This is a genomic window from Methanomassiliicoccales archaeon (assembly GCA_013415695.1).
Taxonomy (GTDB): Archaea; Thermoplasmatota; Thermoplasmata; order Methanomassiliicoccales; family JAAEEP01; genus JAAEEP01.
On record JAAEEP010000029.1, the window covers coordinates 1 to 11,853 of the forward strand.

The following is an 11,853-nucleotide window of genomic DNA, read 5'->3' on the forward strand; positions in this document are numbered from 1 at the left end:
CTCCATTAAAAGGTCCCCCAAATTGGGACCTAAGAACACATTTTGAGTAAACTATATTTAAATGTATTCACGATAGTTAACTAGATAAGAGTCCGTTGATCGTCGAACCAATCTGCTAGACAGGGCTTCTAGAGACTTGGGGATATGTTGTCTATGCTAGTCATGAAGGAGCGGAACAGATTTCGAATTCAATCGGACTCAAAAAATGAATGTGCTGGACGTGAAAACAATCGATTCCTAGCAGCCTCACTACATGTCCATTGTCTTCGATCTCATTCAGACAGCCCATGAGCTCCTACATACTTGCTTCTTAGAGCGTTGACTATCTCTAGCGCCAGATCATGCTTATCAAGCCCTCTATTCAACCCAGAGATCAGGGCTTTCAGACCTAATCTGACTTCGTCGTTTGGTCCAGGCAGCGCAACGAACAGCGAAGAGCCTAAGACCCCCACCGCGATCCTCACGCCTTCCTTCTCGTGCCTGCCAGTCCCTTTATGATATCTCGTTATGTACGGTGTCACGGCTGTTGGGTCCAGCCTAAGAAGTGCCTCAACGGTACGGTCCTTCGACTCCGCTCCTACGCCCCCGGTAGTGATGACGAGACCGTATCCCTCATCCAGAGCTTTGTTGAGCGCCCCGAAGATGGAGTCGATATCATCTTTAAGAGCTGGGCCTATCTTCACCTCGTAGCCTTCCTCCCCTAACCGCTCTTCAATGTAAGGAGAGTTCGTGTCCCTTATGCGATTTGTTCTGACCTCCTCACCGGTGGGGAAGACAATGCACCTCATCCGCACCCTCCCAACGATCTCGGAGACCATCGAATCGGTTCTTGATAGAACGTCCCGGGCCGTCACTTTATCGAGACTTATGAACCCGAGTATGCCCTCCGAGTGAATCGTTGTGCTATCTGTTAATGAGACTCCTTGGATTGACGCCAGACGTTCGAGTATCTCGTTCCTCTTGCCATAGACATTCTCAGCTTCCACCTCGGTCCGGAGTATATCCAAAGCGACGTGATTCTCGGACGCGTCAGTGACGAAGACCTCTTCTCTACCTAGTTTCAGAACGTCGGCCATGGCGGTGCCGATCTCTGTCAGATTGGCATCCCTCAGGACTATGTTCTCGATCCACAGCTCGGTCTTCCCGAGCAGTTGCACTTTCAATCTTCCACCCCTTCCACATCGAGTCTTATGTCAAGCATGGGTGCATCTATGATCGCCCTGCCGATATCGAGTATGTCCACATCTGCCTCCACTATGCGCGGTATCTCTTCCAGAGGGATCGACCCTCCGAAAGCGATCTTCACGCGAGTTCTCAGACCCTCTCTGAAGAGGGCACTGGATACCGACCTCAAGTCGTCGATGTCACCGGTATCGACCATAATAATATCGGCGCCATGCTCCGCCGCAACGACAGCCTCACGGACAATGGGTTCGGTCTCACCACGGATCTGGATGACCTTCATTCTACCCTCCAATTCCCGAACCGCAAGCAGAGCCTGAACGATACCGCCGAACATCCTGACATAGTTCTTATCGAGATAGACGAATGGGTGCTCCGTGATCCGCAGACCGGATCCCCCGAGCCTGATGGCTTCCCGGATCTCCTCTTTCATCTGGTTCGGCATCTTCTTCCATCCCCCAGAAACGATGGTGGCATTACCCCCTGCAAGAGTTACTGCTCGCCTCGCCGCTGTGGCGATGCCTGAGGTCTTTCCAACGAGACCTATGAGCATATCTTCGGCAAGGCATATCTCCTTGGGCGTTCCTTCGATGATCGCGATCGTACCGCCCTCATCGACATCGTCGCCATCTCTGACCGTAGCTTGAATGGACAGATTCATCTCTTTTGCTGTCTCGATCATGCGGCCGATGCCGGAGACGGTTCCGCTCTGCTTAGTCCAGATGACCGCTCTCACCCTCTTGTTGGTCAAGTTCTTGAAGATCGCGTCCCTGATATCGATGCCGTCCGGTTCACGCGGTACAGACCTTACCTCATTCCGCAACCGTTATCCCCCTCTGCCTGCACCACTTCGGCAGGAGCTCAGCGTCGACCTCCTCATCCACCTTCGGCGCTTCGGAAACGAGATGCGAAGCGAGTGATTCGCTAACGTTCAACGCTCCTGGTGCGCCGTCGAAGGCTATCAACTTATCCGTTCCGGTGATCCTGATGGCCATCTCCACGGCTGTCCCGAGATCTTCGGCCACAAGGGCGTGCTTCATGAACTCGACGTTCTGAGGGTCCCTCCTGAAGACATCCGCCTGGCTCTCCCCCACCACAATGGTTGGAATCATCTTGGCCCAGAATACGCTGGGATAGCCTCCCCAGGCGTAGTTGATGATGATCGCCTTTATGGCCGGATTCATGGGAGCGACATCGGAGATCAGGGGTTTCTCGTCCCTACCATAGAATGATTCAGTATACCAAGTATAGCCTGGAAGAGGATAATCGAGATCGAAGATATCGACGCTGGAAGCTGAGAAGTTGGCGAAGATCATCCCGGCGGAAAAGACATAGGGTATCGGAGCCTGAAAGTCCAGTATGGCTATGCAATCATCGATGCGCCCAAGAAGCGTCAGGATCTTGCCGTAATAACGGAAGTTATCGATGGAGAGCCTCTCATCAAGCGAGAAAAGATTGTTGTCTGCATCGACGCCAGCGACGCCTGCTGGTGTGGGCTTCAGGAATGTGGCGAAGGTCCACTTCTTCTGCACAAGGTCGGAATTGAATATCGCTCTGGCCGCGAAGTTGGCGCCCCTCGGCCCTAGGTTGTGGTGGTAAGTCGATCGGGTCTCGAGCCTAGCATACGACATCCCGAAGGGCTTCACCGCCCGGTCCACATGCCTGTGGAAGTGTATCTCCCTCACATCGCTATTATGAGCGTGAACGATCCAATCGGCGTCATAGCATCTCTTGATCCCATACAGTGTTCCTATCTCAGTCTGGATCGGGATGCCTTCGTCGATCGGAGCCACTCCTTTAGCCTTCCCGCCGAAATACTCATCAAGACCAAATCTCTGGATGTATTCGTCCGACTCCCTGAACCTGAGACCGACGCCGGCTCTCAACCGGATGTCGTCGGTGCCTGTCCTTTCAACGATCGCGTCCTTGGTCGCCTTCAGCATCTCCGCGTAAGGCTCCCCTCCAAGAATGGTGAACCCATGATGAGATCCCAGGATATTGACGGAGTCGCCAGGTCCTATCATTGACATATCAATTCTCTCGAGCGCCCTTTCAGTCGCTTCCCTGATAACCTTCACACCCGCATCCGAGGGGTAGATGCTCGCAAGGAAATCCGGGAACAGGTCTTGAACCCTGATCGAGACCATCTGTCCGAGGTCTGATGATCTCGCCTCGATGCTCTCAGGCAGCGGTCCGTACCTGGAAGGCTTGGGAGGGAGAGGCTTGACGGGGTCGTTGAACCTAGTGGACACCATTATCACCTCCCTCGGTCTTGGTCTCGAGCAACTTCTTGAACAGGGCCCGATCTTCTTCGAAGTAGAATCCCCTGGACGAGTATTTCGCGACTACCGACTCTGGAATGTCCCACACCGTGGGAGTCAGACCATACCACTGCCATCCGCCCTCGACCGGCTTGGGATCCTTTCCGGCCGCCACCAGCAGCCTCAAGATGGGCTGGAAGCACTCGACCTTGCACCCGGTCCTTGCCCCAACTTCCCTTGAGACTTCTTCCGGCGAGGATGCGCCCTGAATTATCGCGGCTGCAACCTCCTCGGCCCTAGTTCCTGTGCAGAAACAAAGAACCTGCTCTGGATGCAACCTCGCCTTTGAACATAGATCCGTTATCATTTGCCTATCGACCAAATTCGGGTCGACCCGGATGACCCTCGGGGTCGCAAGGTCTCTGAGGCTCACGGCCCCGAACTCACATCTCTCTGAACAAGCCCCGCAACCCACGCACGTACTCAAATCCACGACTGCTTTCTTTGCACCCTTTTCACGTCCGACCTTTATCGACAGAGTGGGGCACACTCTCTCGCAGGTTCTGCAGGCGGTGCACTTTTCAGGATCAACCTCGGCGAACATATTGATGACCCTCATCTTCTTTCCTCCAAGTGATTCCCGATAAACCGAAGAAATCGGATACGCCCGATTGCCCCGCTCATCCCTTTCTATAGACCTCATGATTCTCACTTGAATTAAACCTTTCAACATCTCTAGGCAACCCCCTACGAATTGCGGGAATGGCCGTGTCAGAACCGAATTTCGAATTTTTGGGATTGGTGAAATGAATGTACTGGACGCGTAACTATCGATTCCTTGCGGCCCCACTGTCCTTCCATCCAAGAATTGCCTTCTCAGATCATACCACATACAAGATCTTCCCAGATTGAACCTAGTTAATTAATGACCAATAGGACGGGTGGGTCCGATGGGTCAGGCAACTCGGGTGGGAGGTGCCCTGCTTGATAGCAGCCGATAGGTAAGAATGAGGATGATCATTAACGAGACTATCAAAGCTATCAAGGGAAGAACAGTGAAGCCTTGGAAAGCGCCCGAGACCCAACTGAGGAAGAATGCAAAGATGAAAACGATGGTTGAGCAGGATGCAAGCAGGAACACGATGTAGACTAGATTCCCTCTTATTGCCCTGATGGTCTCGCCCCAGTACGCTCCTCTGATCAGGAGGTTCCTTCGCAATCCCAACATTTGATCATAGGATCTCAGGAAGATGTACCCACTTACGATGATCACCCCATTGAGAAAGATTACCAGGTCCGGAAGGGTGCTGCTCAGACTTGACAGATCATTGGGGAAGCCCAGAATGAAGAATGGATCAATGTTGGAAAAGTGGAGTAACGATGGTATGTACAGAATTGTTGAGAGTAGGAGAATGGCTTTGAACCTTCTCTCACTCAGAGCGGCAATGCTAATGATCATCAGAAGTATGACGACCAGTACGGCCCCCATGCTGAAGCTCCACCCGAACTTCATGAGTGCGCTCAAGGCAGCATCCTCCAGAATACGAAAGATGTTGTTCGTAGTGAACACGTAGAGGGAGATTATGGCCACCAGTACCATCATGAGAGTCACTAGGATCCTGGAGCCTATGTCCTGTTCGCCCAAGAACCCTGTAGATGATCGCTGTATTGCCCTAGAATTAGTTGGCATCCCCACCACCCCTTCCTAGTCTGGAGACCACCAATTCCTGGAAATCCTGCTCAAGCGGGTTCCATGTTATCAGGTAGGCTCCCGAGGATCTCAACGATCGAAGCACTGGGAGTTTCCTCAACTCGGCTATCCTCTCGGCAAGCTTCTCGTTATCGGTGACCACCTCTTCGTCCCCGCCACCAACGTTGAGTAGGACTATCCGGGAGTTGCTCCCAGAGATGCGGCGCATCTGCCTCATCCCATCCATGAGATCTACAGCACCGCTCCCCCTCACCCTGGTGATGATTATGAACAGTGGGCTCGTGCCCGCAATATGGCCGCCTAGCCTCCTGACCTCCCGCTCAAGCGGTAAATCATCATCCCCAATCTCGGCACCGAGAAGCCTGCGAGTGATCAGTTTCTCTTGGCGGCGACCGCCATCGGGCAGGAGAGTGACCCCTTGATGATAGATGCTGAGGCCTACCTCACAATCCCTGGCCAAATAGAACCTAGAGAGACTAAGGGCTGCCTGGAGCCCATATTCGAAAGCATTCTTGATCGAGGAGGCGGACGCCATCCCCCTACCCCCATCCAAGAAAATCCAAACCCTCTTGGTGCCCTCCCTCTCGAAGTCGTTGACCAATATTACGTTCTTATCCAGACCTCCGCTCCTCACCGTTGCCTTCCAGTTTATGTTCCGAAAGGCGTCTCCCTTGACGTACTCCCTGATCTCCTTGAAATCGGTGGTAAGAGCTTTGACCCGGCTGATGGAGCTGGCGGGCATGGGTATCTTGATGGAGAGCCTGGGATCCCTGAGCTTCCTGAGATCATCAGACGCATGCTTCACAACTATCTCGGTGGCAGACCGGCCCCTTGAGAACTCGGTCTGAAGCAGACCGGAGAAGTGGAAGGCCTCGATTCTTGACTCCCCCACCTCGTAAGCTCCGCCACGGGTGCAGTGGAGGGTGTAATCAAGCATCTCCTGAAGTGGTCTCCGCCCCTTCCAAAACACTCTGAAGTTGGTTCCTTTCTCGAGGAAAAGGCGGTCGGGAACGGGATCGCTCACGGTGACCAACCCCCTTCCATGGGTCACATCCAAGTTTGTACTAAGGCGAACCATGTCGTTCACCTTGGCCTCGACCATTTTCTGTTTCCTGGAGATCTCGTGACCTCCAGGAGGCAATATGTTGAGTGAAACCACAGTGAAAAGCAGTGGTATGAATGATAGCAGGACCAGGAATATATTGGCAAAGAATATCCCTGCCAAGATGAGCAGGGCGAACAATGAGAATTCCGAGGCCATCCTGCTGGACCAAATCATCCTTCCACTACCTGGTGTAATCCCTTGGAACCTCCACCTCTTTCACAATTTTATCGACGATACCCGTGAGCGTCACTGAGCTGTCGAACTGGTATTCCATCTTTAGAATGAGGCGGTGGCACAGGGCCTCGTGAACGAACAACTTGACGTCATCCGGTACCACGAAATCTCGACCGCTGAGCGCAGCATTGGCCCTGGAAACCTTGAGCAAGGCCAGACCGCCCCTGGGGCTGGAGCCGACCTCCACCGCGGGATGCTCCCTGGTTGCCCTTACCATCTGGCTGACGTAGTCCAAGATCTGGTTATCCACGTAAATACCGTTCTCCACAGTATCCTGCATATCAAGGAATTGGTCTTGTGTGACTGCCTGCTCGACAAGCCCCAGAGGATTGTCGGACCTCCATTCGATCCTCCTCCTCAGTATCCTGGATTCCAGTTCTAGCGTTCGCACGTAACCTGTTGACATCCTCAGAAAGAAGCGATCCATCTGAGCCTCTGGGAGGGGGAATGTACCTTCCTGCTCGATGGGATTCTGGGTGGCGATGACGAAGAATGGAGGGGACAGAACATGAGTCACCCCCTCTATGGTGACCTGCCGCTCCTCCATAGCTTCCAGAAGAGCGGCCTGGGTCTTGGGAGGCGCCCGGTTTATCTCATCGGCAAGAAGGATATTCGTGAATATCGGTCCCTTTTCCAACACGAATTCCGATAGCTTCGGCTTCCATATCCTCGTTCCGAGGATGTCCGAAGGCATGATGTCGGGAGTGAACTGGACCCTGCCCCACTTGCATCCGGTGATCTTGGCAAACAACTTGGCAAGGAGTGTCTTGCCCAGACCGGGGTTGTCCTCAAAGAGGATGTGGCCGTTTGCCAGCGCTGCGCAGAGCATCTTCTTCACCACTGCATCGTCCCCCACGAAGATTTTCGTGGTGCTCTCGATGATCTTGTTCGTTAGCTCCTTGAAGTATTCAACCTCCAACCTAACCTCCTCCTTCAGATGATATGATGTTCTCTCCCTCCTTAAGGATGAAAGAAGGGTCCAGTTCCTTGATGGCCATATCCAGTGTTCTCTCAACCAGTGAGAGTCGGTCCAGCTTCCCGGCAGCAGCTATTTCCGCATAAGTCCACGTGAAGGCTAGCGGGACCTCCTTCTCTCGATAATCGATCAACTCGCTGAGCATCTTTGATATCGCATTTTCTGTGAGTCCGTTGGCCAACAGGGCCGATGTCACAACCACCAGCAGGTCCTCCTTCCGACCTTTCTCCACGAATGCATCCACCGCCATGGTGGCCACCTCCATGTCCCCCTCACCCTTGAGCACACGACCCATCTTCCTCCCCCAGCTCCCAGTGACTCGACCGCTGCTCGAAGCCCTCAACTGTATCAGAAGCCAAAGGATCACCATCGTCAGAAAGAAAGCCACGACAATCCACTCCAGCAAAGGTAGCTGATTGGAAGCCTCCGAGATCACCAGCGGCCTCAGTAGGAAGAGATATACCAATACCAATAGACCAATTGCCGAGGTCAGTACCACGACCGAGTCCTTGATGAAGATCCGACCCAACCTCCTGAGGATGAGGATGACATGACCATGGAAGAGCCCCAGAAGCGAGATGAGTCCTGGAAGGAGCGAACCCAGCAAAAAGGGAAGCATCGGATCCGGGTGCTGGTAGGGGAACAAGGAGAGAACGATGAGGGTCACCAAACCCAGAGTAAGAATGATCACGAACCTTATCAGAACCCACCTCGAAGGGGATGCGGAGCGGGAAAGAATCCCTACTCCCAAGACTACGCCTAAGAATAACACCGGAGCCACCAGGGGATCAAGCCCTGTCTGGATGCTCGAGGGGAACCCCACCAGGATCAGACTCACGCAGAGACAGGGCGCGAAGAAGTTGATGGAATCAGAGAGCGGGTCTGCCATTGTTCCCTTCAGAATGATCCTGAATATGGATGCGAGATATAAGAGAAAGACAGCCAGGAACAGGGGGTACATAATGAAGCCCAGCCTGCCGGATGGGCTGAGGAGCCCCATCACGATCACCCCTGAGAAGATTATGATGAATATCATCGTGAGGGTCCTGACCCATAATCCTCTGATCTCATCAAGGGAAAAGTTGGGCCTCTTTGGGATATGGGATTCCTTGAGATATTCGGGTAGGTCACTCCCCCCCATCAGATCAGCTCCGCTGTCGCCAGGAACATTCGCTCATACTCCTTCCTCGATATCGGATGATTGCTGTAATTGGCAAGCTCGAAGGCGGAGACCATGGTCTCCAGGTGCTCACTCCGGTCATGATACCTATCCTTTACCAGAGAATGGACCTCCCGGGTAGTCATGTCCTTCGTGAGCGAGGGGAAATGTCTGCCCCATCTCAGAATAGCGGAATTGAAGAGGTCCACCACCTCCTCCCTGTATACCACCGCCCTGATCATCTCCTCATGGATGCCGTTGACTCCCTCCAATTGGATGATGTGATCCCCCTTCTCCATGACCAGAGTGAAGAGCATACCGTCCCTGTCCCACATACCTTGGACCTCGCTTCCATCTATCCTAACATGGACATCCTCATCGGGATCTGAAAGTACGAGATGGAGCGGTGTTCCCGCTTCCCACACCAACGGCATGTTCTGAGGGATCTCCTTGAAGGTAAAATGATAAGGCATGGAGCGACTTCTCTCCACCAATATCGGCTCATCCTCAGGGACCACCGACTCAAATGGTCCCGAAGACCTTCTCCGCCTGAGGGCCACGGTTCCCCCAACCACCGCAGCGATGACCAGGGTGACCGCCACTATGAGCAACCAATTCGGTCCAGGAGCTGGAGCATAGACCATGGTCGCTGAAACGGGCTGGTAGATCTGCGACCCCTCGTAATTGACAGTGAGGTTCACCTCTTCGACCGAGCCCATGTTCAGCCATGTCGTACCGTCCTGGTCGGTGGTGAGATTCACCTCTAAATCAGTCGTGGAGAAGGCAAGGGTCTCCCCTACTATGGGAGTGCCATAATCATCTGTCAATCTGGCACTGACCATGTTTTCCCTGACAGACAGTTCAATGCTGGGCCGGGCAGTTACTCTCAGATACACATGGTCCAGGATGTCAAACCCAGGAAGTGTGAAGAGGCAATCGATCTCTTCCAATTCAACATCTTTCTGCAATTCGACGTAGATAGTGAAGTAACCGTTGCTGTCGCTGGTCGCATTCTCCTCAACGTCAAGGGACAGCTCCATCTCAAGCTCCGCTCCTCCCAGAGGGATGTCCCCGGCGAGGACCCTTCCGAGGATGCGGTTCTCCTCACCCCTTACCAGATCAGATCGAACGAGGGTGACACCGGGCTGGAAAGCCTCCAGATCGAACCTCGTGATGTTGCCCTCCAGAAGATACGTGCCGGCGAAATCCAGCTCGACGGAATGATTTCCCACTGAGGGGACGAGGTCAATGCTGACCTCCCCGTGATCATCGGTGAATTCAACCTCTTCGCCTTCGCAACGCAGGGTCACGGCCTGACCGATGACCGGCTCCAGGGTGGATGACTCTACAAGGGTGAAGCTGAGGCGGCAAGGGATATCTGAGACGAGATGCATCGACCCGTTGTACAGGAAGGTCGAGCGATCAATCACCTTCACCTCTGGGTCACTATCCGAGCTGTTCCAGAGCCTATCGCCGGCACATCTGGCAACCAGGCTGTAATCCCCGGTAGGGATATCAGATGGTAACTTGCACTGAATGCTGAACTCACCGGTATAGACTTGTGGCCTATCCATTCCGCAGATCCATCGTTGGTTCGCTCCCTTCTCCCTCACTAGATAGGCAAAGATCATCGGTCCCGATAATCGCCGATCAGAAGTACAGTTGACGATCCCATGGACCAGGAAAGTGCCGTTGCGGTAGAGGATCGGATCATTCTGGGTGATGGAGGTCATAGTCTCATTGATGTCAGGGAAATCGCTCGGGTAGGCAAGGCCTATGTCAAAGGTCCACCACATATCGCGGGTGTGGTAGAATCTTTGGAGTTGAAAATTTGGGATTATCATATCGTCATCCGGGAGCACCGATATGGAATATTCTCCCTCCTCCAGACCGCTGAGGAAGTACCTGCCAGCCTGGTCCGTGATCACGCTCATCACATCCCCACTGGTTCGGTTCTGAACGACAACGGTCTGACCCTCTATTCCCGGCTCTTCCGGTCCAATGATTCTATTGGCGTCCTTGTCGTAGAAGACGATCCCGCTCACTGTGCCGAGAGGGGGATTGGGATCGGGAGGAGTGAATTGCGTCTCCTCGGCTAGACCAGTGGCATCGAAGGTCAGCCATCCCATGCCTTCCAGCTTGATCTCCGCGAAGACATGTGCTTGATCGAGGTATACGTGCTGAACGAAGGAGTCGGGATCGAGAAGATATCCGACACAAAGTCTTGCGGGGATGCCCAATGATCTGGCCATGAGAACGAAGGCTGAGTTGAAATGGGTGCAGATGCCTTCTCCCGATTCGAAGAGGAACCACTCGACGGGATCTTCACCGGGTGGAGCACGCTCGTAGCTCGCCTTGTAGGCGAAGGTCGTCTTGAGGAAGCGCTCGATGTCCTTGGCCTTTTGATAGGGAGACTCGGAGGCGGAGCTCACGAACTCCGCCAGATTGCGTATCCTATCCTCCAAACGCTCGGGCAGCTGGAGGTAGATGTCATCGACCTCCCCGATGTCGGTCTCATTGAGGGCATCCTCAGGGATCTTGCAGCGATCGAACTTAACGGAATAGAGCTCATCGAGAGGCTCCTCGGTCCTGAAGGTCGAATACTCCTCCGAGTACAACATTTTGGCAGACCAACCTATGTCCAGTTGCCTGGTGTTCTTAGGAAGCGGGATATAGCTTGTGAAATTGGAGGCCGGCGATATCGACAGGCTGTCCTCCATCACCATTGCGTATGGAGAATATTCGGTATCCAGGTCCTGGTTCGTGTAGTAGCGAACTTCCACACTTGGGGTGGAAGTCCATGCTCCCGAATCGTATTGGGTGAGGACACTGCTTCGAAGATAGCTCACACCATAACCTTCGAACACCGAGAAAATGAGCTTATGGGCGAGGCTAGTTATGTCCACGAGAAGCAGCTGCCTGTCTTCATAGGGAGTCTGGTCCTCTTCCTCTTCAAACAAGTTATCCAGGGGGAAGACGGGGACCTGCTCGAATACCGAGGATAAGGCTGTCGCCATGACTAGTATTGTGAGAATGAATGACGCGACCTTAAGTCTGGAATCCATTTGACCTCCCCTAGCGTGGAAGGTTCACCACACTTCCCGAATATCAAATGGACACGGGTCGGGAAATAAGTTTTCATTAATGGAAAATCGCGAAAGTCGTCTGAATCATTACGATTTCCTGCGCCATGAAATGCTAAGTAGAAATTGATAATTGGGGGTT

General features: G+C 53.3%; 9 protein-coding genes. All 9 read right to left on the minus strand.

Annotated features, from left to right (window positions below; genetic code table 11):
- Positions 1 to 272: 272 nt before the first annotated feature.
- Positions 273 to 1,163 (minus strand): competence/damage-inducible protein A, encoded by an 891-nt coding sequence (locus tag GKC03_09695; GenBank protein NYT12799.1) that lies wholly within the window; start codon positions 1,161 to 1,163, stop codon positions 273 to 275.
- The gene (locus tag GKC03_09700; GenBank protein NYT12800.1) at positions 1,160 to 2,005 is read right to left on the minus strand and encodes a nicotinate-nucleotide pyrophosphorylase; all 846 of its coding nucleotides are present in this window, start codon (positions 2,003 to 2,005) and stop codon (positions 1,160 to 1,162) included. Before GKC03_09700 ends, GKC03_09695 begins: the two co-directional genes overlap by 4 nt.
- Positions 1,995 to 3,437, minus strand: a complete 1,443-nt coding sequence (locus GKC03_09705; protein NYT12801.1) for a hypothetical protein — start codon at positions 3,435 to 3,437, stop codon at positions 1,995 to 1,997. Before GKC03_09705 ends, GKC03_09700 begins: the two co-directional genes overlap by 11 nt.
- Complete coding sequence (locus GKC03_09710) at positions 3,424 to 4,062, minus strand: 4Fe-4S dicluster domain-containing protein (protein NYT12802.1); 639 nt, start codon at positions 4,060 to 4,062, stop codon at positions 3,424 to 3,426. The genes GKC03_09705 and GKC03_09710 overlap by 14 nt, the downstream gene beginning before the upstream one ends.
- 336 nt (positions 4,063 to 4,398) lie before the next feature.
- Positions 4,399 to 5,133 carry a hypothetical protein gene (locus GKC03_09715; protein NYT12803.1) on the minus strand — a complete coding sequence of 245 codons (735 nt, stop codon included), beginning with the start codon at positions 5,131 to 5,133 and terminating at the stop codon, positions 4,399 to 4,401.
- Positions 5,123 to 6,433 carry a DUF58 domain-containing protein gene (locus tag GKC03_09720; GenBank protein ID NYT12804.1) on the minus strand — a complete coding sequence of 437 codons (1,311 nt, stop codon included), beginning with the start codon at positions 6,431 to 6,433 and terminating at the stop codon, positions 5,123 to 5,125. Before GKC03_09720 ends, GKC03_09715 begins: the two co-directional genes overlap by 11 nt.
- A 7-nt stretch (positions 6,434 to 6,440) precedes the next feature.
- Positions 6,441 to 7,322 (minus strand): MoxR family ATPase, encoded by an 882-nt coding sequence (locus tag GKC03_09725; GenBank protein NYT12805.1) that lies wholly within the window; start codon positions 7,320 to 7,322, stop codon positions 6,441 to 6,443.
- Positions 7,323 to 7,413: 91 nt separating this feature from the next.
- A complete protein-coding gene (locus GKC03_09730; protein ID NYT12806.1) occupies positions 7,414 to 8,610 on the minus strand; it encodes a hypothetical protein in 1,197 nt (398 codons plus the stop codon).
- The gene (locus tag GKC03_09735; GenBank protein NYT12807.1) at positions 8,610 to 11,693 is read right to left on the minus strand and encodes a hypothetical protein; all 3,084 of its coding nucleotides are present in this window, start codon (positions 11,691 to 11,693) and stop codon (positions 8,610 to 8,612) included. The genes GKC03_09730 and GKC03_09735 overlap by 1 nt, the downstream gene beginning before the upstream one ends.
- Between the last annotated feature and the right edge of the window lie 160 nt (positions 11,694 to 11,853).

What these genes read in the sequence shown, in the direction of transcription:
- GKC03_09705 (NYT12801.1), bottom strand. Translation starts at nt 3,437, where the DNA reads ATGGTGTCCACTAGGTTCAACGACCCCGTCAAGCCTCTCCCTCCCAAG.
- GKC03_09710 (NYT12802.1), bottom strand. Translation starts at nt 4,062, where the DNA reads ATGAGGGTCATCAATATGTTCGCCGAGGTTGATCCTGAAAAGTGCACC.
- GKC03_09715 (NYT12803.1), bottom strand. Translation starts at nt 5,133, where the DNA reads ATGCCAACTAATTCTAGGGCAATACAGCGATCATCTACAGGGTTCTTG.
- GKC03_09720 (NYT12804.1), bottom strand. Translation starts at nt 6,433, where the DNA reads ATGATTTGGTCCAGCAGGATGGCCTCGGAATTCTCATTGTTCGCCCTG.
- GKC03_09725 (NYT12805.1), bottom strand. Translation starts at nt 7,322, where the DNA reads ATGCTCTGCGCAGCGCTGGCAAACGGCCACATCCTCTTTGAGGACAAC.
- GKC03_09730 (NYT12806.1), bottom strand. Translation starts at nt 8,610, where the DNA reads ATGGGGGGGAGTGACCTACCCGAATATCTCAAGGAATCCCATATCCCA.
- GKC03_09735 (NYT12807.1), bottom strand. Translation starts at nt 11,693, where the DNA reads ATGGATTCCAGACTTAAGGTCGCGTCATTCATTCTCACAATACTAGTC.